The 24,074-nt window shown below is 61.2% G+C and carries 18 protein-coding genes, 1 tRNA gene and 1 pseudogene; 3 read left to right on the top strand and 17 right to left on the bottom strand.

Translation table 11 applies throughout. The features are described from left to right. Positions 1–21 precede the first annotated feature (21 nt). Both QEZ49_RS16445 and nhaA read right to left on the bottom strand, forming a co-directional pair. Complete coding sequence (locus tag QEZ49_RS16445) at positions 22–384, bottom strand: hypothetical protein (protein WP_280388431.1); 363 nt, start codon at positions 382–384, stop codon at positions 22–24. Between the two features lie 381 nt (positions 385–765). Then, complete coding sequence (gene nhaA, locus QEZ49_RS16440) at positions 766–2,157, bottom strand: Na+/H+ antiporter NhaA (protein ID WP_280388430.1); 1,392 nt, start codon at positions 2,155–2,157, stop codon at positions 766–768. A gap of 374 nt (positions 2,158–2,531) precedes the next feature. On the opposite strand from nhaA, the gene QEZ49_RS16435 reads away from it, so the two are divergent. Next, positions 2,532–4,799 carry a TonB-dependent siderophore receptor gene (locus QEZ49_RS16435; RefSeq protein WP_280388429.1) on the top strand — a complete coding sequence of 756 codons (2,268 nt, stop codon included), beginning with the start codon at positions 2,532–2,534 and terminating at the stop codon, positions 4,797–4,799. A gap of 129 nt (positions 4,800–4,928) precedes the next feature. Here the strand turns inward: QEZ49_RS16435 and QEZ49_RS16430 are convergent. The 6 genes and pseudogenes from QEZ49_RS16430 to QEZ49_RS16405 form a co-directional block, all read right to left on the bottom strand. Then, positions 4,929–5,015, bottom strand: a tRNA-Leu gene (locus QEZ49_RS16430). Between the two features lie 90 nt (positions 5,016–5,105). Next, the gene (locus QEZ49_RS16425; protein ID WP_280388428.1) at positions 5,106–5,837 is read right to left on the bottom strand and encodes a ceramidase domain-containing protein; all 732 of its coding nucleotides are present in this window, start codon (positions 5,835–5,837) and stop codon (positions 5,106–5,108) included. 57 nt (positions 5,838–5,894) lie between these two features. Next, positions 5,895–6,524 carry an SIMPL domain-containing protein gene (locus QEZ49_RS16420; RefSeq protein ID WP_280388427.1) on the bottom strand — a complete coding sequence of 210 codons (630 nt, stop codon included), beginning with the start codon at positions 6,522–6,524 and terminating at the stop codon, positions 5,895–5,897. A 47-nt stretch (positions 6,525–6,571) separates the two neighbouring features. Further along, positions 6,572–8,373 (bottom strand): annotated as a pseudogene (aspS, locus tag QEZ49_RS16415) (aspartate--tRNA ligase). Positions 8,374–8,697: 324 nt separating this feature from the next. Next, positions 8,698–9,813, bottom strand: coding sequence for a linear amide C-N hydrolase (locus QEZ49_RS16410; protein WP_280388426.1), 1,116 nt, complete (start codon positions 9,811–9,813; stop codon positions 8,698–8,700). Between the two features lie 298 nt (positions 9,814–10,111). After that, positions 10,112–10,474 carry a hypothetical protein gene (locus tag QEZ49_RS16405; protein WP_157066647.1) on the bottom strand — a complete coding sequence of 121 codons (363 nt, stop codon included), beginning with the start codon at positions 10,472–10,474 and terminating at the stop codon, positions 10,112–10,114. A gap of 151 nt (positions 10,475–10,625) precedes the next feature. Here QEZ49_RS16405 and QEZ49_RS16400 point away from each other — a divergent pair, with 151 nt between their 5' ends. After that, positions 10,626–11,192: a hypothetical protein gene (locus tag QEZ49_RS16400; RefSeq protein ID WP_280388425.1), complete on the top strand. Its 567-nt coding sequence runs from the start codon at positions 10,626–10,628 to the stop codon at positions 11,190–11,192. Positions 11,193–11,263: 71 nt separating this feature from the next. On the opposite strand, the gene QEZ49_RS16395 is transcribed toward QEZ49_RS16400, so the two are convergent. The 3 genes from QEZ49_RS16395 to QEZ49_RS16385 all read right to left on the bottom strand — a co-directional run bounded on the left by QEZ49_RS16395 (position 11,264) and on the right by QEZ49_RS16385 (position 14,797). Beyond that, entirely contained in the window at positions 11,264–11,647 is a 384-nt protein-coding gene (locus QEZ49_RS16395; RefSeq protein WP_280388424.1) for a DoxX family membrane protein, read from the bottom strand. Positions 11,648–11,798: 151 nt separating this feature from the next. Next, positions 11,799–12,902, bottom strand: coding sequence for a TonB family protein (locus QEZ49_RS16390; protein ID WP_280388423.1), 1,104 nt, complete (start codon positions 12,900–12,902; stop codon positions 11,799–11,801). A gap of 227 nt (positions 12,903–13,129) precedes the next feature. After that, complete coding sequence (locus QEZ49_RS16385) at positions 13,130–14,797, bottom strand: OmpA family protein (protein WP_280388422.1); 1,668 nt, start codon at positions 14,795–14,797, stop codon at positions 13,130–13,132. A gap of 406 nt (positions 14,798–15,203) precedes the next feature. Here QEZ49_RS16385 and rnd point away from each other — a divergent pair, with 406 nt between their 5' ends. Beyond that, positions 15,204–16,397 carry a ribonuclease D gene (rnd, locus tag QEZ49_RS16380; RefSeq protein WP_348534823.1) on the top strand — a complete coding sequence of 398 codons (1,194 nt, stop codon included), beginning with the start codon at positions 15,204–15,206 and terminating at the stop codon, positions 16,395–16,397. A 222-nt stretch (positions 16,398–16,619) separates the two neighbouring features. On the opposite strand, the gene QEZ49_RS16375 is transcribed toward rnd, so the two are convergent. From QEZ49_RS16375 to QEZ49_RS16350, 6 genes are all read right to left on the bottom strand, one after another. Further along, on the bottom strand, positions 16,620–17,528 hold the full coding sequence (locus QEZ49_RS16375) for a J domain-containing protein (RefSeq protein WP_280388421.1): 909 nt from the start codon (positions 17,526–17,528) through the stop codon (positions 16,620–16,622). A 209-nt stretch (positions 17,529–17,737) separates the two neighbouring features. After that, a complete protein-coding gene (locus tag QEZ49_RS16370; RefSeq protein WP_280388420.1) occupies positions 17,738–19,273 on the bottom strand; it encodes a Ppx/GppA phosphatase family protein in 1,536 nt (511 codons plus the stop codon). Positions 19,274–19,293: 20 nt separating this feature from the next. Continuing rightward, a complete protein-coding gene (locus QEZ49_RS16365) occupies positions 19,294–21,486 on the bottom strand; it encodes an RNA degradosome polyphosphate kinase (RefSeq protein ID WP_280388419.1) in 2,193 nt (730 codons plus the stop codon). Positions 21,487–21,573: 87 nt separating this feature from the next. Next, positions 21,574–22,260, bottom strand: coding sequence for a DnaA/Hda family protein (locus tag QEZ49_RS16360; RefSeq protein ID WP_280388418.1), 687 nt, complete (start codon positions 22,258–22,260; stop codon positions 21,574–21,576). Positions 22,261–22,282: 22 nt separating this feature from the next. After that, positions 22,283–23,422 carry an AI-2E family transporter gene (locus QEZ49_RS16355; RefSeq protein WP_280388417.1) on the bottom strand — a complete coding sequence of 380 codons (1,140 nt, stop codon included), beginning with the start codon at positions 23,420–23,422 and terminating at the stop codon, positions 22,283–22,285. A gap of 47 nt (positions 23,423–23,469) precedes the next feature. Continuing rightward, positions 23,470–24,030, bottom strand: a complete 561-nt coding sequence (locus QEZ49_RS16350; RefSeq protein WP_280388580.1) for a CDP-alcohol phosphatidyltransferase family protein — start codon at positions 24,028–24,030, stop codon at positions 23,470–23,472. Positions 24,031–24,074 lie beyond the last annotated feature (44 nt).

Raw genomic sequence — 24,074 nt, 5'->3', positions numbered from 1 at the left:
TTCCGTTGGATGATGTTTCGATTAGGCGAGGTTGAGCGGTGGCCCGCGCGGCTGTGCAGGGGCTTCAAACCGAGATGGTAGTTCGGATACTTTGAGTGCGAACGAGAGCCGCACTGGCAACAGGAATTCGGGAACAACCAGCGCGATTTCCGGCACCGGACAAATGGCCGGACCGAGCAGGCAGGCTTCGCAGATCGCGCTTTTGACTTCCGCCGAGCCGTTGATCGACGCCTTGGCGCAGAGGTGCGGAACTGTGCCATCCGGCAGCGCAAACGCCGTTAGGTCAGGCGTCGGCTTCATAGGCACGTGCGCAAGCGGCAGCGTCAGCATCGCTAGCCCGTAAAGGGCGGCGAGCATCAGACAGACTGCGCTTTTGTACCTCATGGACCGCATTTCGCCATGCTACGCAGCCGATGCCAATGACGTCAATTAAGCTCCGTCGACCAAGACAGATGGCCGCAGAGCCAATTGCCGGGAATTATTAGGAAAAATTGGCTCCGCGGAACGCGTGCAGCGCAGCATTTTTACCTGGAAGCGACCGGATTGGTTGGGCCTTTTATGTGTGCAATCGCAGCAATTTGATTGGCTCTAAATTCCAAGCCCTTCGCCCGTCGATTCCGCGCTGGTAACTCCACCGGCCTCTCCTGTCTTACCGTTGGGCAAAATCTGCCGCCTTCAGATCGGTGCGCAGCACCTGCGCGGGGGATCACAATGCATTGCCGGACTGCATCGATGCACGCTTGCGCTGCGCAACAGCCGACTACACTACACGCTCAAGCCAGGCTGCGAATGGCGCCGCTGGCGGCGGATAACCATCGCACCAAACGCAAGCCCGAGAACGGCAGCAGTGACTGACCCCAGCAGGACGCCAAGCTTGGCCGCTGCCAACAGGTTTTCGTCGTTGAAGGCAAGCATGGCGATGAAGATCGACATGGTGAAGCCGATGCCTGCCAAAAGGCCTATCAGCATAACAGAGCCCCAGCTTACGCCCGGCGGCAGCTGCGCCCACTCCATGCGCACCATCAGCCAGGTGGCACCGACGACACCCAGTGGCTTTCCAAGAACCAGCGCAACCGCCACGCCAAGCATCACCGCTGCAGCGCCGTTGGCATTGAGATCGACACCGCCCAGCGTGACACCAGCATTGGCAAGGGCAAACAATGGCATGATGCCGAACGCGACCCAGGGGTGCAGCGCCATCTGAACCCGCACCACCGGCGGCAACAGATCACGCCTCGCCAGCCGGAGCTGACGTAGTGGCCGCTGCAAACTATGCGCGTCTTTCGCGCTGTCAGCATCGCCATCGCGCAACTGGCCCGCAACGCGCGTCATCACCTCAACCGGGCTCTCCCGCGATGGCGCGGGCAGCACGGGCGTCATCAGGCCTAGAACTACACCCGCCAGCGTCGGGTGTGCGCCTGTCATCAGCAGGCCTGTCCAGATGATCGCGCCGGGCAGCACATAGGCGTAAGCCGCGCCAATGCCGATCCGCTGCAATGCCAGCACCATCAAAATGCCGCCGCCCGCGACCCAGAAACCGGTGATGTCAAGACCGCCGGAATAGAAGAACGCGATGATGAGCACCGCGATGACATCATCGATGATCGCTAGCGCCAGCAGAAATACGCGCACGTTCGCAGGAATGGAACGCCCCAGTAGCGCCAGCACACCGACCGCAAACGCGATGTCCGTGGCGGTTGGCACTGCCCATCCGTGCGCGCGTAGTGGATCAGCGTTGAAAGCCAGATAGATCAACGCCGGCACGATCACGCCGCCCGCTGCGGCCACAACCGGCAGCATCGCCTGATCGAACTTGCTCAGCGCGCCTTCATGAATTTCGCGCCGGATTTCCATGCCGACCACAAGGAAGAACACGGTCATCAGACCATCGTTGATCCAGAAATGGAGCGAACGGGAGAATACGAACTCACCTAGTCCGAACGACAGCGGCATGTGCCAAAGGTGGTGATAGCTTTCGGCGAACTGAGAATTCGCCCAGATAAGCGCGAAGGTAGCCGCAATCAGCAGCACAACGCCGCTAACCGCTTCGATATGGAGAAACCGTTCAAGACGATCGAATGCCCGCTGGGCCAGCAAATGGGCGCGCGGAATTTCACGAATAGCGGATGTCGAATGGTCGGAATGGGACTGCTGCATCGGGTGCGTGTGCTCCGCGTGGCGGCCCGACCATCGCATTCCTGCCCGCCGCACTGCACAGCGTGACACCCTAAGGCGCCGTTATACACCCACGTCGCAGCATGACAACTCGGTGCGACGTGCCCGGACACATCGGAGCGCACGCAAAGCTCTGCACCTCCTGGGCAGCACTGCGATCCGCCGCCCTCCTCTGCCCGGATCGACAGTTGCCGCAACGATACAGCGTGACGAAGAACGTGTTTTCGTCACCGCAACGGATTGCGCGACAGCGACGGTCGGTGTTAACCGACTAAATCTGGATGTTATAACATCCAATATGTGTTGCTACGTCGCCGATCGAGGTGCGTAGGCGGTTGCGTAAAGTGGAGTTGTGTATGTTTGCTCGCGTATCTCTGGGCACGATTGCTTGCGTGCTGGCCACATCGGTGGCGTTGCCGCAATGGGCGGTGGCGCAAGAATCCGGCGGAAAAACCGCCACCAGCGAGCCTGCGACGGAGCTCGATGCGCTTGTTGTCGATGGCGCAAAAAAGAAAAAGCCCAAGGCGAAGTCAAAACCCAAGCAGGCAAGATCCGGCAGTGTCAGTGCTGCTCCGCCTGCCCCGACTGCAACGGCGCTGCCCGCTTCCGACAGCATAAATACCGATGCCGCAACAACAGAGAATAGCGGCAGTTACATTCCGACCGTCAGCACCATCGGCGGCAAGCTGGCTCTGCCGGTCAAGGAAACGCCGCGTTCCATTTCAGTGCTGACGCGCAAACGGCTGGACGATGAAAATGTGACGACCGTTGAGGAGGCCGCCACGCGCGCCACGGGCGTCTATGTGCGCAATCAGGGCGACCTGAACGACGGGCCGTTCTTCTATGCGCGCGGCTTCCTCATGTCCGTTTCCGAAAACGGCGTGCCGCTCGATACGACCTACTACGGATCAGGATTCGACACCGCGATTTACGATCGCGTCGAGATCATCCGCGGCCCGGACGGACTGATGCAGGGACAGGGCCAACTCGGAGGTTCGATAAATCTGGTCCGCAAAGCGCCGTTGGCTCAGCGTCAGGTGAGAACCGAGCTTTCGGCGGGGCAGTGGGATGCGTTTCGCGGCCTGATCGACGTATCGACGCCCTTGCTTGCATCAGGAGCCGTGCGCGGGCGCTTCGTCGTGCAGGCCGAAACCCGCGACTCCTTCGTTGATTACGCGGGCACCGAAAAGCTGCTGGGCTTCGGCAGTCTGGCGTTCGACCTTACCGACCAGACAACACTGACCGTGAGCGCCCTGACCCAGCAGAGCACGGTGAACCCCTACTTCGGCGCCATGCATATTCGTGACACCAACACCTACACGCCGCGCAAAATGTTTCTCGGTGCAGGCTGGAGCGAGTTCAACTATCGGCGCAATGAGCTGACAGCCGAGCTTGCGCATCGCTTCAACGAAGACTGGTCGCTGAACGTCAATCTATCGCGTCGCGACTATGACGATCACAAGCGCTTCGCGTTCCACAACCCGCACCCAAACTTTCATCAGACCGGCACGTCGGCGCTGCTGAACCGCGCCACATGGTTTGAAGGCGAGCACTGGACCGGAGACATGCATGTGAAAGGCCGCCTCAACTTCCTCGGCCGCAGACACGAGATAGTTGCCGGCGCGAACTTCGAGGATTTCGGTCACGAACGCTGGATACGCAATGCGCCATCGGTCGGCCTTTGGCCTGCGGGCAATCCGGAGGTGCCCTATGTGGAGCTCAGCAAGGCTGCATCGACAATATCGGACGTTACGCAACAAGGGTTATATGCGCAGGGGCGCTTCGAGGTGATGTCCTGGCTGCACCTCCACGCGGGCGCACGGCTGAGCAATTACAAATCGCAATCGCAGGCCAGCGCTACCGGCATCACCACTGTGCTTTACGACGAGGACAACGTCTTCACGCCCTATGGCGGCGTGGTTGTCGACGTTACGCGCGACTGGGCCGTATATGCGAGCTACGCGGATATTTTCCGGCCGCAATCGATCACAACCACGGACGCCTCCGACGCGACACTGCCGCCGATCGTCGGTGAGCAATACGAGGTTGGCGTGAAGGGCTCACTGCTTGATGGACGCCTGATGCCAAGCTTCGCGCTGTTCCGCGCCAGCGATACCGGCCGTGCGCTGCGCGATCCGCTGAATCCCGGCTATTACATTGCTGCGGGCGAAGTGCTGTCCGAAGGCATCGACATAGAACTGGCTGCTCGGCCGCTGCCGGGCTGGGAGTTCACCAGCGGCTACACATACACCGACACAACCTTCGCCGCCGGGCAACCAGCGGAAGTAGGCACACGCTTCAATTCGTTCTTCCCTAAACACACGTTCAAGTTCTGGTCCAACTATACGTTCGCCGATGGCATGCTTGCCGGCACCTCGCTGGGGTTAGGCGTTCGCGCCTACAGCGAAAGCTCAACGTCCTTCGCAAGCCCCTATCCGGCAACCGTCTCGCAACCTGCCTATGCGGTTGTCGATGGCCGGATTGGCTTCAAGCTGGATGAGCGCAGCGAATTGTCGATCAACGTGACGAACATGTTCGACACCGTTTACCTCCCTTATCCGGACGTGCGTGGCTTCTACGGTGAGCCCCGTCGCGCGGTGGCGAAGATCACAACGAATTGGTGAGGTGATGCATGCTGGCTGGAGCAGAAATGCGCAGTGCGCGTTCCAGCCAGCGCCCGCCTGAACCGGCATCCGTTGCGAACCGAAACCATAGCGCGCAGGATTGGTGTGGCGGCTGCGCGCCAGAAAGAGTGGTGCGGGCGGCCGGACTCGAACCGGCACGTCCATGAAGGACAAGAGATTTTAAGTCTCTGGCGTCTACCGTTCCGCCACGCCCGCAATCGGCTGTTTATGGGCCGAGTAAGCCTTACACGCAATCGGTCATCGGCATGTTTTTCCGCCGCAACCGTGGCTCCCCGAACAGGTATTCTATTCCTTCTCGCCTACCTTAGGCCGCACCTGCCCGTGCCGGAGCGCAGCCAGCAGCAGGATGAACAGCGCCAACCCGTTAAACACGTGCCACAGGAAATGCGTGCCCAGCGTGCGCCCGGCGACGATGGAGCGCGAACAGGTCTCCCAGTCCACGGTGCGGAACAGCATCGAGATAAAAAACACACCGGCAGCCGCGAACAGATACGGCGCTGCGCCCTGGCGGCGGAATGCAGCCAGCGCTCCAATCACAATCATGGCAACCAGCGCGGGGGCATAGTTCATCGTCCCGTTGAGACAGTGGCGCGCATTGCCCGCGACGGCAAACAATCCGGCGCGGCATTGAATGCTGCCGGCAAACTGAAGGCTCAACCAGAACAGCCCCAGGCCAAGCAGCACGAAAATCCAATGCAGCGCCAGATAGCGGCGCAACGCATATGCCACATAGGCGAACATGAAGATGCCGATCGGAATTGTATCCGCGCGCGCCGCCCACAGCGTTGCATAGGTATGGAACAGAAAGCTGCCGACGCCGATGATAAACGTGAGTGCGATCAGCAGCCATTCCGCTATGCCGCCGCGTTCACCCACCGGACGCCGCAACAGCAGCACCGCAGCCACCACAGCCGCAATGGTGAAGGCGCCATTGGAAATCGCGTTGAGCGGTTCAGCCCAGAAAGCGGCATCGCCGCCGCGCTCGCAATAGCGGAAGATTTTCTGCTGCCAATCCATTGCGCACCCGTGGGCCATGGCTCCATCGGCTGACACCTGAAGACGGAGCGCTTTGTTTTAGAGAAGCCTGAACTGCAGGTTTACCGTTGCCCCGACCGGTATGCTACTGGGCGAAAACGTTCCTAGCTTCTCATCGCTGTCGGCGTAAGCCGCTGTCAACTGGCCATGCTCTGACTGCCGCGGCGAGGCATCAAAATCGCTCTCGCTGATGTTGACCACCTCGCCCAATCTGGCGCCGAGAGCCTCGCAATAGAAGTTTGCTTTTTCTTGGGCGACCAGCACAGCGCGCCTACGCGCTTCGGTGCGCGCTGCCTGCAATTTCGATGTGAGAAATTCGATCGCCGTCAGTCGGTTCGCGCCGGATGACACAACGCCCGTCAGCACGCTCTCGACCGCCTCAAGGTCGGCGACCACACATGAGAAATTGACGGTCGCCACGTAGCCGCCCTCAATCGCGTAAGGCGGAGGCCGAATGCCACTCTGATGCAGCGCGATGCGGGACGATCGGATCTCGCCATTGCCCGACGCGATCAAAAACGCGCGGACGTTCTGGGCGGCGGTGCGCACACGGGAGAACGCATCCGCTAGCGCGGGCGCCGTGCGCGAAACCGCGAGCCTTATCAAGGCAAGGTCCGGCTCAACTCGGACAATCGCAGTGCCTTGGATGGAGAGAAGGCCCGTATGCATTACCACCGGGCCTCACACTCAGAGCCTCGCGTGCTCTACTTTTAGCTTTATTGCTTCTCCGGTGCAACCACGCGGATATGCAGTTCGCGAAGCTGCTTCGGCGCAACATCTGATGGCGCACCCATCAGCAGATCGTTGGCCTGCTGGTTCATCGGGAACAGCGAGATCTCGCGCAGGTTCTTGGCGCCAACCAGCAGCATCACGATGCGGTCGATGCCCGCTGCCATGCCGCCATGGGGCGGAGCACCATACTGGAACGCGCGATAAAGACCGCCGAAGCGCGCCTCGACATCGGCCTGCGTAAGGCCGGTGATCTCGAACGCCTTCACCATCGTGTCAGGGCGATGATTACGGATTGAGCCGGACGCAATTTCAAAGCCATTGCAGACGATGTCGTACTGATACGCCTTGATGTTCAGGCGCTCATCATCGTTGGCAGCGCCTTCAAGCGCCTCAAGCCCGCCCTGCGGCATCGAGAATGGATTGTGCGAGAAGTCGATCTTCTTGTCGTCGTCGTTCCACTCATAAAACGGGAAGTCGACAATCCAGGCGAGCGCGAACTTGCTCTCGTCGATCAGCTTCAGCTCTTCGCCGATGCGCGTGCGTGCATCGCCCGCGAAGCGATGGAACCGGGCCGGGTTGCCCGCCGCGAAGAACACAGCATCGCCTTCCTTCAGGCCCATCTGCTCGCGAATTGCATCCGCGCGCTCAGGCCCGAGGTTTTTGCCAACGGGACCCGCCGCCTCGCCTTCGCGGAAGAAGATGTAGGCGAGGCCCGGCTGGCCTTCGCCCTGCGCCCACGAGTTCATGCGGTCGCAGAATGCGCGCGATCCGCCGCCCGGTGCAGGAATGGCCCACACGCGCACCTTCGGATCCTTGTCGATCATGCCGGCGAAAATCTTGAAGCCGGAGCCGCGGAAGTGCTCCGTCACATCCTGCATCTCGATCGGGTTGCGCAGATCGGGCTTGTCGCTGCCGTACTTGGCGATGGCTTCGCTGTAAGGAATGCGCGGCCAGCCGTTGGTGACGGACTTCTCGCTGCCGGTGATGGCTGCGAATTCCTCGAACACGCCGGTGATAACGGGTTCCATCTTGTTGAACACGTCATCCTGCGTGACGAAGCTCATCTCGACATCGAGCTGATAGAACTCGCCCGGCAGGCGATCGGCGCGCGGATCTTCATCGCGGAAGCACGGCGCGATCTGGAAGTAACGGTCGAAGCCCGACACCATCAACAGCTGCTTGTACTGCTGCGGCGCCTGCGGCAGCGCGTAGAACTTGCCGGCATGGATGCGCGAGGGCACCAGGAAGTCGCGCGCGCCTTCCGGCGATGATGCTGTCAGGATCGGTGTCGAAAACTCGAAGAAGCCGCCTTCCGTCATGCGCTTGCGGAGCGAGGCAATGATCGCCATGCGCTGCATGATGTTCCGGTGCAGCGTCTCGCGGCGCAGATCAAGGAAGCGATACTGCAGGCGCAGATCTTCCGGATAGTCCGGCTCACCGAACACTGGAACGGGCAGCTCCTGTTGCCGTGCGACAGCACTTCGATCTCGGTGGCGAACAGCTCGATCTCGCCCGTCGGCAGATCGGCGTTCGTCGTGCCGTCCGGGCGCTTGCGCACGGTGCCGTCGATGCGGATGACCCATTCGGAACGCACAGCCTCAGCGTTCTTGAACGCGGGGCTGTCAGGATCGGCCACAACCTGCGTGATGCCGTAATGGTCGCGCAGATCGATGAACAGCACACCGCCGTGATCGCGCACGCGGTGCACCCAGCCTGAAAGGCGCACGTTGTTGCCAATGTCGGAGGCGCGCAAGGCCCCGCAGGTGTGCGAGCGATAGCGGTGCAGTTCAGCCATTTTCGGTCCCGTCGTCGTCCAGCGCCCAGACTGTCGGAGCTGCACCCGATTGCCAGCAAGTGGCGGACAATCGTGCATCTCCAGCACCCCGACTGCGGGGCTTCGCAAAGCGCTTGCTGCTTCGATTTTGCCGGGAAAAGCGCATGCCCCCCCTGGGTTGTCAACTGGCAACGGGGCGCGTTACCGGCTGCGCAGGTCAACTCCGCAGATAATTGCCAATGGGGGCGCTATTTCAGCGGCCATCGCCCCCAATTCGGTATGCGCGTGGTGCTTCAGCAGCGCAGCCAAGGGTTCGCCGACCGAACCCCGTGCCGTTCACGCCGCGCGGGCGTTCATTAAGGCTGGCGTGCCCTCCAGTGCTGCCCCCGTCAGCCCGTCCAGCATCAGGACCTTAGGTTCGCGCACACCGGCAAACGCCGCCAGATCCAGCCGCACATAATTCAGGCTGCGATAGTCGCGCAGGAACATCAGCCGGCGATCGAGATCGGCCAGACTGGTCCAGCATGAAAACTCGGTCGCGTAGGCCTGGCCGCTGCGATCATCCAGCCCCGGCACTTCCATCTGCGCGCCACCGCTCTCCGGATAGTCGATGGTGATGCCGCGCGGGCGGTCGAAGTTGTTCATTATGTGCCCCAGCGTCGTCACCGCATGGTCGGGCGACGCCGCCTTCTCGGCGAACTGCGCATAATAAACCGCGCGCACGAAGCGCCCCACCGACGTGTTGGAGGCGGGCAGCCCCTCGGTTGCGATGCCGCTGTCGGGTTGCATCACCTTCAAACCGCCGAACGTCGACACCGAACGGTCGACGTTGCTGAGGTAGGTGTAGTTGTCGAGATTGGTCAGGTGCCAACTGAATTCCGGACCGTTGGTCATCACGCCGACCGGATTGTCATAGAGGTGCATTTCACCATTGTGGAACTCGATCACGAGCGACGCACCCGTGGCGTCGTGCACCACATAGTGGAACGGCGCGACAGCACCGCCCAGAATTGGCAGCGCTTCCAGCATCACCGGCTGGCTTTGCAGCGCCGCCTTCACCTGGGCAACGGTTGCGAATTGCCCCAGCGCCCAGCTGCCCAGATCGATAGCAGACAGCACACCCCTGCCGGCCGGTGCCGGCGGCTGCTTGCCGCTGGCATTCGGATACGACAGCAGGCTGAATGTTAGTCCCTTGTCGTTCAGACCTTCCAGAGGCTTCAGTTCCGAGGCCGTCGGGCGGGCACCCGGAGCAGGCAACACCACCGGCATCGTGATGGCGAAGAACGCATGCTTGGCGGTGTAGGTTAGCGGCGTCTCGCCATTGATCTGCGACGTGTTTTCAAACCCGACAGGAAAGAACACCACGCGATACGGCAGGTTCATCGTGAGCTCGAGCGTGCGTCCGAAATAAACCCGGCCGGCTGTATCGCGATAGATCAGCGACGTGCACATCGTCTTCCCCTTCAAAGCAGATGGCTGGAGCCGTTCTCAGCTTCGCAAGGAAAACGGCTCAGCGTTTCGCGTCACACACAGAAGCGCGCGACGGCGTTGCACTAGTCGTCCCACCGGGGCGTTAATTTATGGTGGCGATTGCAGGAACGGCGCGGGCATCGATGCCAGGCTGCCATGGTCACAACTGCAATTGTGACGGCCGCCATGACGCGGCGCATGCCTATTGGAAAATACTTGCCTTGCTCAGCGCAGCGATTGCCGCTGCGCGAGCGTGCGTGCGATGCGACCTTTGATCGGATCAGTGCAGTGCCGGGCGCGCGATATCGCTGACTTCTTCGCTCTGCTCCTGGAGCTGCTCGGCAAGCGCTTCCGCCATTTCCATCTCGATCGCGTAGGGCGCTTCGTCATCGAAGCGAAGCAGCACCAGACGCTCGCCACTCGCGTGACCGACAGCAAACGTCCGCGGAAGCCGCGTCAATTCACCTGCCTGCGGATGGGCCGACGTCAGAGTTTCCAGCACAGGAACCAAGTTTGCTGCAATCGCCGTTGGCAGGCTGATCGCATATTCCTGACCGTCCGCATCGCGGAAGGAAAACTCAACCCGGCGTCGATCTTCCGAAACCGCAGTATCCGTGAGCGCCGTCGCTCGAAAAGTTTTCATCGCCGCCCCCAAGGCTCCGGCCGCCAAAGTCAAGCGCCTGCCTTTATCGTGAATTGAACCGTACAGCCTAACAAGGGCCGCAGCGGCCTTTATCGCAGAATTGCATCACCCTGTGCCCAAAATGAATACCGCAGCCATCCGGTGATGTCGTTTGGGCAAATTGATCGCCCCGGGGCAACCTGTTGCCCAAAATACGGAATTTGGCGGCCGCATTAGCTATAAAACAGGCTCGCCAATGCGCATCGCAAGCGAATTGAATGGCCTTTCACCGGCCACTGCTTCCGATATTCTCGCCACCGCCTGCCTTTTCTTTTTGCCCATTTATTTCGAGGAAACACCAGTGAATGCGCTGGCCGAATTGCTGAAAGACCCCACCGCCCACGCCATACTGCTGACGATCGGAATGGCAATATTGATCCTGCCGATGGTAGCGCTCAGCATCTGGTATCATCGCAACATCAAGGAGACCGAGGGCGGCCGCCGCTTGATGGGGCAACAGGCGCTAACTCCGCCGATCGCCGGCTCGTTATCCGGATTTGCAACCGGCCTGTCGCTGGGCAAGGCGATCGAAAAAGGCCTCTACGGCGATCATGCCCGCAAGATGCAGCATCGCGTGTATTGGGTGACTGGGCTGTGGCTAGCGGCGCTCGTTATCTATTTCGGACTGTTTATCTGGGCCGACGAGATCAACCGGCAGGCATCGATCCCGGCCTTGTGACGCGCCAGTTCGGTCGCGTTCTGCTCCGCGTGACCGATCAGCCCCGGCCTGCCGCCATCAACGCCGCCGCATCACAACGCCTGCGCAGCAGCCAGCAACAGTCCGCCGACGATCGCGATGTTGGCGATGAATGTGCGATGCATGACTTCACGCGTTTCGCCCAGTGGCTGCTCCCAGAAGTTCGACAGCACGTACGAAGCGACCAGCGTGTAGAGCGCCAGAGCCAGCGCAGCCGGGGCGACCATAGCACCCAGCATAAGGCACGCACCGGCAACCACCTCGAATACACTTGCCACCTTCAGCACTTCGCGCGGTGATGGGATGCCGCGCGCTTTCAATCCAGCCGCAGCCCTGTCACCGAGGGGGCCGAAATTATTGAGCCCGGTGAAAACAAACAGACCACCAAGCAAAAGCTGACCCAATGCGACCAGCATGTTTTGCAGCGAAAAATCCATTTGTCGGCCCCAATCGTTATCCCGTGCGAACATGCGAGCGAAAGCCCGAGTTCAGCGCATGTCTGGCATCATCACCATCAAGCGTGACCAACGTTTAAAGATGCGGCCAGCGACGCAACGATTGGCACTCTCGCAGCAACAATTTGTGGGATCAGCGATAGATGTACGTCACCGTAAAGGTGCGATCGGCGACCGTCGATTTCTTCGGCGGAAACGGATAGGCGGTCTGACGCGCTGCGAACACGATGTTGAAATCCATGTCCGGGTTGCCGCCGCTGTTGACCACCTTCACATCCGCGCGCGAGCCGTTTTCTGACAGCACAATACGAACCGTTACGCGCCCGCGCGCAGTCGCTGGCGGCATCGAGCGCCGCAACGCGCGTATGACATCAAGAGCAAATGCATCGTTTTCGCCCGAGCGGGTGATCCCCGGCGGCCGTTGCACCATCGAAGACGCGCCACCCGCATCCGATGAGCTCTCACCCATTTCCGAAGGCATGCTGAGATCAAGCGCGGCCGTGCGCTGACTGCGCTTCTTGGGCTGCTGCTTCGTCGGCGGCTTCTGTTTCTGCGCTCCCTTCTTCACCTCAGGCGGCTTCACCTCAGGCGGCTTCGTTTCCGCCTTCGGCGCTTCCTTCGGTGTCTCAACCGGCTTGGCTTCCTCTGGCGGCTCTTTCGCCTCCTCCGCCTTTTCAGCTTCGGCCGCATCGGCCAGCGCCGGAGCGTCCTCCAGCGCCTTCTCAACCAGATCGGGCGGCGCAGCATCAAGCGCTGGCTTCAGAGCCTGCGTGTTCTGCGGCTGCTCCGCCGGCGGCTCAGGCGCGGGCGGCGGTTCTGGAGCGGGATCGGAAACTTCAGGCTGCGGTGGCGGCGGCTGAGGCGGCTCGGGCTCGGCCATCGCCGTCTGCTGCTCTTCCTGGGGAGCAGGTGGCTCGGCCTGCTGCGGCTGTTGCGCCGGCTGTGCCATCGGTTGTTGCGGTTGCATTGCCGGCGGCGGGGAAGGTGGCGCGGGCGGCTCCATGCTATCGCGCAGCGTCGCACCATCAACGATTTCAACCGCGATGGAATCCTCAGCGCCGCCGTCAACGCCAACGCGGCGCTGTTCGTGCTCGGCCGCCGAGGTTAACGCCAGCATCAACGCCGAATGGGCCAGCAGCGCCACGAACAGCCCAAGCCAGAACGCCCGCTCCCGTTGCGGATGCAGCAAAGGCGCGCGATCTCGCTCCGGCACTGTTATGCCGGGCGTTTCCTGCACGGTCTCTCCAGCGTGCATTTGCCCGCCTGCCCCGGGTTGCCCATTTGTATCCGCCACGCCCATGGTTTGACGCCCGGCGAGCTAGTTGTCCATGCGATCCAGGTATTTTCAACAGCGAGCAAGTCGCATGGATGTCCGACACCAAGTTTCGGGGCTCCAACGCAAAAAGGCCCCCGGAAGAGGGCCTTTAAATTCACGTTGCCTTTAGCTCGCCTCAATTCCGCCGGTCACGGGCTGAGGCCAGCCACCGGCGGGATGTAGGTGGGATCGAGCAGATCGGCCAGCTCCCACATGATCCGGCGGGCGACTTCATCCATCGACGGATCGCGAATCACAAACTCGACGCGGCGGTCATCGGCGAACCGAATGGTCTGACCACGGTGCCTGAGGGCGTTGTACTTGGCGCCAGTGCTGCGGCCAACGGCAGCGAGACGGCCCGGCGCAAGCCCCTTGTCGATCAGATAGTCGGCAACGGCCTGGGCGCGATCCTGCGAAGTCTGAACCGCTGCGGAAGCTCCGGTCCGATCCGAAAAACCATGGATCTCGATCCGCATGCCAGGGCACGACTTGGCCAACGTGGCAAGGCGGTCCAATTCGTCATGCATCTCGTGATCGATCACAACACCGCGGGCGAAATGCAGCGGTCCGAAAGGCTTGCCCGAAAGATCGCAGCCATCGTCAGAGATTTCGCGCAGGCCGTTGTTGGGCTCGATAAAGGCCGGCGGCGACTGCAGCTGCGGCACGGAGATGGCACCGGTCTCAATCGACGGCGTATTCGCCGGCGGCAGCATGTAAGCGCCGCGAGCAATTTCACGGGCACTGTTCGCATTGCTGCTGGGGTTGGCCTCTGCGATCAGAAGCTGCTCGCGAGGTTCGACGCGGCAGTTGAACTGCGAGTAGCCAACCGTGCGGCACGGATCGAAGCTTGCGATCACGGTAACCGAAGCACGCGATCCAGATGCCATGTGCGCGCGATCCGCTGCCAAAACGCCAGCGACGACGAAGTTCTGATCGACTGCATCGAAACGGCAACCGGAAGCAGAGTAACCGGCAGCACGGCACACCTCGACGATCGACGCAACATGCGTAGCGCGCGTCGCATGATAGGCAAGGTCAGCACCATTAACATTGCAGCCGGAGCTGGAATATCCAGCCGAGCGGCACTGCTCCAGCACCGCGGTGATATCCCGATGGGCCTTTACGGGGCGCAGACCGACAACGGATCCGGTTGCTACATCAAGCGCTGCAACCCGCTGTTCCATGTGATTGCGCTGATACTGCTCAACGCAACGCTGGCGCGTGTCGTTGCTGACATTGCACGGCGACATGCGCGCTTCACGCTGGCGATCAAGCTCCGCATCAATGCGCGCCATCGACAGCTTGGTCAGTTCGTTCTGCTGCATGGCGAAGCGACGAACGCGCTCCTTGGCGGCAGCAACAAGCGCGTCCTTGATCCAAACCCGATGGGCCGTTTCAAGCTGCGGCTGATATTCGATCGCCGACGCGGCGATGATGGCAATCTGTTCGGCTGTGCGTGAAGCATCGAGCGCGCGGATTTTGTCGGCCCGCGCCACGGTGTCATTCAACAGGACTTCCTGATACGCGGCAAAACTATCAGCACGCGTCAGATCGCACAGCGGCGTTGAAGCGGTCGCGGTTTCAGCAGAGCAGTAGCTGGTGCTCAATGCCAGATCGCGGGCCTGGCGGGCCATCGCGACGGAAATCGAGCTGTTGGATTTTGCCGGACGGACGTGCCGCTCGAACGCGGCATCCACAGACGCCATCAGGCAACCGATACGGTCAACGGCATTGGCGCAGACACCGGTTTCGGCGGCAGCGGCACCAGGCCAGGCGAGGGGAGCCATTAACAACGGCAGAAAAGTGCGCATACGCATGACGGGGCCTCAAAAGCTGGGAGCGGCTGAAGGCGCGCTAAAAGACCCGATCAAATTGAAGATATTTTGCTTAAAATTCAGGGCAATAAAGGGATAAGTTGAGACCAATTCGCGGATCAAAACGGCACATTTGTACGTTTCTGCCGCTGTTCGAAGCGCTTTTCTGGCGACCATGATGGGAGGCTCGGCAGATCGACGCCAAAAAAGTGTAAGCGTTATTGCGGCCCAAGCTCTGCAAGTTGCACATCGGTCGGGTCGAATTTTCACCAGATGGATCAAAGGCAATTCGCAACCGCAGCATGGTTGATGCCTGCCACGAGGCTATGATCCCTGCCCGGAACTGACAGCCGGTGCGGCCATAGGGGTGCTATTTTGCAGTCGCTACCCCCGCGACAAATTCCATCGAATGCGCTATACCGCGCGCCTCATGCGCATTGTCACCGCCTCCGAAGAACTCAGCCAAGCCGTAGGGCGCCTTTCAGCCAGCGATTTCGTGACTGTTGACACGGAATTTTTGCGGGAATCGACCTTCTGGCCGCAGCTATGTCTGATCCAGATCGCCTCGCCTGATGAGGCAATGATTATCGACCCCATGGCACCGGGTATCGACCTCGCCCCATTCTGGGCGCTGATGGGCGATGAGCGGGTGACCAAGGTCTTCCACGCTGCCCGCCAGGACATCGAAATCGTGTACGCCCGCGCTGGCCTGGTGCCGCGACCCGTGTTTGACACGCAAGTGGCGGCGATGGTCTGCGGTTTCGGCGAGAGCGTCTCCTACGTTAACCTCGTCAAGAACGTGACCGGCGCGGACATCGACAAGTCATCGCGCTTCACCGACTGGAGCCGCCGTCCGCTTTCCGACCGCCAGCTTGAATATGCACTGGGCGACGTCACGCACCTGCGCGACGTTTATCGGCACCTGAAGGCTGACATCGACAAGGCAGGCCGGTCGGACTGGCTCAGCGAGGAGATGGGCATACTGACGGACCCACGCACCTATGCCTCCAATCCGGAGGAGGCTTGGCAGCGGCTGAAACTGCGCGTCAAGAACCGCAAGGCGCTTGCCGTCCTGATGGAACTTGCGGCCTGGCGGGAACGTCTGGCGCAGGCGCAGGACGTGCCGCGCTCGCGCATCCTGCGTGATGAAGCCCTTTATGACATCGCCAATCAGGCGCCGACCACGCCGGAACAGCTCAGCCATCTGCGTACGCTGAGTGAAGGCTTCTCGCGCTCATCGCGCGCGCGGGAGATTATCGAAGCTGTGAAGCTCGGTCTGGCGCGGGATGTCAAAAGCGTGCCGCCGGTCAACCGCGGAACTCAGCTTTCGGCCGAATCGACGGCTTTGATCGAACTGCTCCGCGTGCTGCTTAAGGCATCGGCCGCACGCCATCGCGTGGCCCCGAAGATGATCGCCGGTTCGGAAGATCTGGAGCGCATCGCGGTTGAAGCCGAGCCGGATATTCCGGCGCTCAAAGGCTGGCGCCGTCGTCTGTTCGGCGAAGATGCACTGCGCCTGAAGCGCGGCGAAATTGCCCTCACGCTGTCCGGCAGCGAAGTGGTGCCGATCGCAACCGGCAAGGCCTCGCAGGCAGCGCAATAGAAGCAAGCAACGCAAGGCTGCTAACGCCCCCGCATTTGGTGGATGCACGCTGCGACCACAATCTTGTCGGCCCGTATTTGCAGCGAACGCTGAAACTTGCGTAGTTCCCGGCGTTCTTTCCGACGCTCGGCGATTCCCGTTCCGGGAGCCGGCCGCCGAGTGGTTTTTACCTGCGCTCGGCGACTCCCGTTCCGGGAGCCGGCCGCCGAGCGCGTAGGGCAATTACTTGCGGCCGGGATCGTAACTGTTCTTCTGGCGCCATTCCGAGAAGAAATAGGCTAGCGTGTCGTCGATCTTTTCCGGCAACACGATGCGCACCGTCACGAGTTGGTCGCCAGCTTCCTGCTTGCCCGATGGCTTGATGCCCTTGCCGCGCAGGCGGAACACGCGGCCCGAACTGGTGCCCTTGGGAACAGTGATCTGCACACGGCCGCTGATTGTCGGCACCTCAACCTTCGCGCCCAGAACCGCCTCATCGATGCCGATGGGAACTTCGAGCATGATGTCTTCGCCCTCGCGGCGGAAAAACGGATGCGGACGCACGCGGACTTCCACCAGCGCATCGCCCGATTCGCCCGCGCCGACACCGCGCTGACCTTTGCCCTTCAGGCGCAGCACCTGCAGATCGCCCACGCCAGCTGGAACATTCAGATCCAGAGTGCCACCGCTCGGCAACGTCACACGCTTGGTGGCGCCGAGGGCAGCTTCAAGAAAATCGACTTCCAGCGTGTAGCGAACGTCCTGTCCACGGGCGGAGAAGTTCGAGGACCGCGCACCACCGCGAGCGGCACCGGAGAAGAAATCGGAGAAGATGTCGCTGAAGCCGAACTCATCAAAGCCGCCATTGGGGCCAGCGCCTGCGCCCGCATTGGCGCGCGCGCCGCGAGCGTACTGGCGATAGCCTGAATGGCGCGGCTCGCCACGGGCATTGATCTCGCCGCGGTCGAAGGCCTTGCGCTTTTCCGGATCGCCCAGAATTTCGTAAGCGGAGGTCACCTGCTTGAAGCGTTCTTCGGTGCCTTTGGAAATATCAGGATGCAGCTCCTTGGCGAGCTTGCGGAAAGCGCGCCTGACCTCATCGTCCGAGGCGCCCTTGGATACGCCCAGGGTGACATAAGGATCATCGGCCATTCGCGAGCGTCCTGTCCCCAATCGCGGCCCCATCGGGCCGGGTGCTAAACTTTAGCAGGAAATATGGCGGCGGCAGGCCGCAGGCAAGCGTTGCCCACTTCAAAGCGCCGTCTTTGCGTGCGGAGAATTGCCGCCGCCCCATCGGCGACCGCAGCCTCATCCGGCGCCAAGCCTTGGGCCCCGGACAGAAACCCGATCAATCCGCCGCATTACTTTAAGCGGATTTCGGGCTGTTTCTCAACGAGCTGCGCCAAAACCTCAAACCGCCGCCGCAGCCGCTCCCCATCAAGGGCGGCATACGATTTCGGGATCGTCAGCACCAGCTTGTCGTCCTCATAGGCGAGCGATGCCTTGTCGATGACGCCCGGCGTGCCAATCGACAGCGTATGCGCCGTACGGATCGCCGCCGCCACGATACGCGCCCTCTTCAAGGATCGCTTGCTGGCCAGCGCCTTGAGCCGCTCCGACAGATCGGCAGCATGCTCCTGGCTGGCGCCGACATGGCGGAAGAAAATCGCCAGCGCCAAGAACACGCGACCCTGATGGTCGATACCGGAAAGGCCTGCGTGTGCAAGCAGGTTCAGGCTTTGCTCGCCGCGATAATCAGGATGTTCCCGCCAGGCAATGTCGGAGATCAGGCACGCCGCATAGCGCAGGCGCCGCTCCTCCGGCGTCTCCTTGGGACCGGGCGGATCGAATAGCGGATCGGTCCACTTGCACAGCTCCCACGCCTGTTCGACCGAACGCGAGCGCAGCCCGGCGTATTCGGCGCAGAACGAAAGCAGCGGATCAAGCTGGCGCTCGTGTGCGGGCAGCAGCGAATAAATCAGCCCTTCGCGAACGCCGAAGGCAGAAAACATCACTTCGCTGGGGTTGAGTGTGCGCAGCAGCCGCTCCAGCGCGAACGCTGCGAACGGCAGCACTTCCCGCCGGATCTTCGGCAGCAGGCTGAAACCGGCCAGACCGGTCAGCTTTTTGGTTTTGCGCAGGAACTCACAAAACGCGATCGCTTCAGCAGTTGGGATCGCATAACCGTGCGTGACGTGCAGCGGATAGCGCGTCTGCTCCATGTGCAGGCGGGCAATGGCACGCCAGCTTCCGCCGACGGGGAAGAAGGTGCGGCCCGCGCCGACCGAGAGCCAGGGAACCTCGGCGATTGCGGCATCGATCAGCGGCTGGGCTTTCTCGATCTTGTTGCCGGTCGCATCGATCAGACGCAAACCACCAATCGGCAGCGTGGACGCGTGTTTGAGCTCTTCGGCCGAAATATCGATCAGCTCAAGACTACCGCCGCCGAGGTCGCCGGCAATACCATCGGGGTTGGTGAACCCCATGATGATGCCTTGCGCCACCAGCCGAGCCTCACGCTCGCCCGAGATCACTTCGATGGATGTGCCGAGCGTTTTTTCGGCTCGGGTGATGAAGTCTTTGCCGTCCTCAGCCTCACGCACCGCGGCGGTGGCGAATGCATGCAGGTGCTTGACGCCCAGCAAGCGGGCGATGGCACGGAACCGGCCGAGCGCCGCAATCGTCCGCTCGACGGCCTCGGTTCCGAGACGACCGGTAGATGCGATTGAACGGCCCAGGCCGCAAAGCACCTTTTCGTTGCATACCGGCGTGGGAGAGCGCACCGCGCCCTCATAGACCACGAGCCGAACCGAGTTCGATCCGATGTCGACGACGCCGACCGGCTCGGTCTCGCGAGCACGGCGGTTTGTGCCAAAAAGGCGCTCCAAGCTCGTCAAAGCTGCACCTGCTCCAGACGTCAGTCTTTGCTGAGCAGACTAAAGCGGGGAGGGAAGTTTTCCTTTAGCGCTTGTCCTCTTCCCGACAACGACGGGTTGGTGAGGAAGTACTGATGCGCGTTAAAGGGCTCTTCTCCCTTAGCCGGGCCGATCCGCTCTGACGAACCATCCGGCTTTATGCTCCAGCTCTGCTGGTTGTCCTTGAGGTTGGCAACCATGATCTGATCGAGCACCTGTTCGTGCACGGTTGGATTCATGATCGGCACCATGGCCTCGACCCGACGGTCGAGATTCCTTGGCATCATGTCGGCGGAGCTGATGTAGACGGCGGCCTTCGGGGATGGCAACCCCCGACCGCGTCCAAAACAGTAAATTCGGGCGTGTTCCAGGAAGCGCCCGACGACGCTCTTCACGCGAATATTTTCCGAAAAGCCAGGAATTCCGGGCTTCAGGCAGCACACGCCGCGCACGATCAGGTCAATCTGGACGCCTGCCTGACTGGCCTCGTAAAGCGCCTCGATGATCGGGCCATCCACAAGGGCGTTCATCTTCATCCAGATGGCGCCGGGGCGACCCGCCTTCACGTGCTCCATCTCCTCGCGGATGTGCGCAACGATTCGCTGGCGGATGCCGTGCGGGCTGGCCGCCATCGCCTCCAGCTCGGCGGGCTCGCCGTAGCCGGTGACGAAATTCATGATGCGCGTCACATCGCGGGCAATCGCCGGATCGGTGGTGAACAGTGACAGGTCAGTGTAAACGCGCGCCGTCTGCGGATGATAGTTGCCGGTGCCGATATGGCAGTAGCTGGTTAGCTCGCTGCCTTCGCGCCGTACGACCATGCCGAGCTTGGCGTGCGTCTTCAGCTCGATGAAGCCATAGACGACATGCACGCCCGCGTTTTCCAGATCGCGCGCCCAACGAATGTTGGCGGCTTCATCGAAACGCGCCTTAAGCTCGACGACGGCGGTGACGGACTTGCCCGCTTCCACCGCCTCTTTCAGCGCCTGCACGATCGGGCTGTCACGCGAAGTGCGGTAGAGCGTCCACTTGATCGCCATCACGTTGGGATCGGCCACGGCCTGACGCAGGAACTTCACCACCACGTCGAAAGATTCATACGGGTGATGAACCACCAGATCCTTCTTGCGGATGGCCGCGAAACAATCGCCGCTGAATTCGCGGATGCGCTCAGGGAAGCGACCGTTGAACGGCTTGAACAGCAGATCCGGCCGGTCGTTGTTGATGACCTGCGATGTATCGGCCAGCGCCAGCACGCCATCCTTGATGAAGACGGAATCTTCGCCCACCTCCAGCTCTTCGATGACGAACTTCTTCAGCCGGTTCGGCATCGCCGCTTCCAGCTCAAGCCGGATCACATGGCCGCGACGACGCTTCTTCAGCGCCGTTTCATATGACCTGACGAGATCTTCCGCCTCTTCCTGGATTTCAATGTCGCTGTCGCGCAGCACGCGGAAAGCGCCGTGGGCGTTGATCTGAAAGCCGGGGAACAGCTCGGATATAAAGAGGCCAATCACCGTTTCCAGCCGGATGAAGCGCTGTTCCTTTTCATCGGAACTTTGCGCGCTAAGACGGATGAAGCGATCAAGCTGGCCTGGAATGGGGATGAGGCCGTTCATCGCCTTCTGGTCGCTCTCGCGTTGCATCTCAACGGCGATGGTGAGGCCCTTGTTGAGGATGAACGGGAACGGATGCGCAGGATCGGCAGCGATGGGCGTCAGGATTGGGAAGATGTGCGTCAGGAACAGGCGCTGCAGCCATGTCCTGTCGGCAGCGGTGAGATCGCTCGCTCCCAGCATATGGACGCCAGCCGCCGCCAATTCATCCTTGAGCGTGCGCCAGATGGCCTGTTTCTCTTCAACCAGGCTGGCCGCAAACCGATTGATCGCGCGCAGCTGCTGCGCGGGTGTGGCGCCATCCTGTGACAGCGTCTGCACGCGCGCGGCAACCTGGCCGTAAATGCCGGCGACGCGCACCATGTAGAATTCATCGAGGTTCGACGCCGAAATCGACAGAAAGCGCAGCCGCTCCAGCAACGGATGGTTTTCGTTGCGCGCTTCTTCCAAAACGCGGCGATTGAACTGCAGCCACGACAGCTCGCGATTATAGAACCGATCCGGTCCCACCGGCGGCGACATATCCGTCTGCTTCTCTACGACAGCCTTCTCGCGCACCCTATTCCTCGCGCTCGCCATATCAGTCCTTCTCCGTCGCACGCCCGCCGCACGACATCCTACGTCACAAACGTGACACGCTGGAAACGCCTCGAAACTGAAACGAAATTAGTCATGGCTTTCGCCGAAACCGAGAAGCACCTCGGCCGCCAGTGGCCGGGTAACCTTACGGTGCTTCGCAAGCGCCAGGCGATCCACCGCCGCGACAATCGCATTTGCCGCAGCCATCGATCGCTCCATCCGAACGCTCATATAATCAATGACCGGCGGTTCGACGCTGAGTTGGCGATCGGAAAACAACTTTACAAGCACAGCCTTCAGTAGCGCTTCATCCGGCGGTTGCAGCTCAGCCATCGGCAGTGCACGCAGGCGCGACCTGAGATCCGGCACGCTGAATTCCAGCTCGCCCGGCGCTTTCCGCGACGTTATGAGCACCGCCAGTTTGCTCTCGCGAGCACGATTGAGCAGATGAAAAAATGCCTTTTCATCGGCAATGCCGCGATCGATGTCCTCGACGACGATTGCTCCGCCGTCCGGCAGGGCTGCTACAGCGTCATCGTGCAGTTCCGCCGCGGCGACGACAGATGCACCCGAGCGCAGCCGCCACACATTGGCAAGATGACTTTTTCCAGCCCCCTCCGGCCCGACAACCAGCGAAGCCGGATGCGGCCAGTTAGGCCAGCGATCGATGGTTTCGACCGCAGCCTCGTTGGAGCGACTGACAAGAAAATCTTCCGCGCCCAGCGCTTGCCGGTGCGAAAGATCAAATACGAGCTGACTTGGATAGGCGTTCATACCGGCGTGTGATTGCGGATGATTACGGCAAAACTGTTTTCGACGCAGAAGCTTGTTGTGCAGATGCCGGGATAGCGCCGCTGCCCGCAAGTGGGGGCGGAGAATCAACCCCGCTATACACAGGGCTGGCGAGGTAAAGCTGCAGCGCAAAACGCACCAGCACACCCGTCGCAGCGGCGATCGGCACTGCAACAAGTACACCCACAAAGCCGAACAGGTAGCTGAACACAAACAGCGAGAAGATCAGCCAGACCGGATGCAGCCCGATCTTGGAGCCGACGATCTTCGGCCCCAGAAAGCCGGCATCCAGCACCTGAGCGAAACCGAAGATCGCCACCACGGTGAGGATCGGCACCGTCTCGGGCCAGAACTGTACGAAAGCGATCGTCGTCGCGGTGATGAGCCCTAGCGCCCAGCCGACAAACGGCACGAAGCTCATCAGACCGGTGGCGAGACCAACCAGCAAACCATAGCGCAGGCCCATGCCAGCCAGTGCCACCGCATAATAGACCGCCAACACGAGACAGACGGTACCCTGCCCGCGAATGAAGGCTGAAACGGCCCCGTTCACTTCGCTGGCGAGCTTGCGGATGGTGGGCGCATGGGCGCGCGGCAACCAGGAATCGAGCTTGGCCAACATCGGATGCCAGTCGATCAGCACATAGAAAACCACCAGTGGCGTCACCAGCAGCAGCGAGAGGAAATCAAACAGCGCCCGGCCCTGGCTCCACAACGACGAAGCGATATAGCCCGCGAAGCTGGACATATTTTCCGTCAAGGCCTGCGCCGAGCGATCCATGCCGGCCTCGAACTCCGGATAGCTGGAGCCAAGCTGCTCACGCGCCCAGGTTTCAATCAGGGCGCGGAGGCGGCGTATTTCATCGGGCAGAGCAGCCGCAAACTGCTGCGCCTGGCTGACCAGCAGCGGCACCAGAAAAATGATTGCGGCGGCAAGCACACACGCAAATGCGGCGACGATCAGCGTTGCCGCTATCCCGCGCGGCAGCCCCCAATGGGTGAGCCGGTCTGCCAGCGGATTGAGAAAGTACGCGATCACGATGCCGGCAACGAACGGCAGGATGACACCACGCAACAGCGCGATCAGCAGTATCAGAACGATGGCCGCCGCGAGCCAGAACAGCACCTGACGTTCGACGCGCATGCTTCAAGCCCCCCGGCTGCATCAATGGTCCGCCATGCTAAGACGGTTCAGGCACTGCTGTCCTGATCTGAAATATCGTGGCCGGACATATGTAGCAGCCAACTGTGCAGGTAGGCAGCCAGCGAAGCGACGGTAAGCGCGCCGGTTATCCAGATCAGCGCGAACCGCGCCCAGCCAAGCCCAAGCCCGAACCCTTCGTCGGCCAGCACAGTAGCCGCCAGCACGATCTGCGCCACGGTGTTGGCCTTGGATACGACCAGCGGCTTGATGCGCACGGGATTGCTGAGCACCCACGACAGCATCACCGCCATGATGATGAGAATATCGCGCGAGACCACCGCAACGACCAGCCACAGCGGCAGTTTTCCATCGACGCCCAGCGCCAGAAAAATACTGACGATCAAAAGCTTGTCGGCCAGCGGATCGAGATAGGCGCCAAGCTCCGTCTGCCAGCCAAAGGTTTTGGCCAGATAGCCGTCTACCGCGTCGGACACACCGGCGACGATGAACAGCATGAAAGCGATCTGGGTTTCGTCGGTAATCAGCAACCAGAAAACCACCGGCACGAGGATCACCCGCATCAGCGTAATCAGGTTGGGGAGGTTCAAAGCCCGGTCCAAGCGTGTTCCCATCCGGCGCCGCGTTCGGGCGA

This window comes from Hyphomicrobium sp. D-2, from assembly GCF_029872155.1.
GTDB lineage: Bacteria > Pseudomonadota > Alphaproteobacteria > Rhizobiales > Hyphomicrobiaceae > Hyphomicrobium_A.
This window is presented reverse-complemented; position numbering and strand designations above follow the sequence as displayed.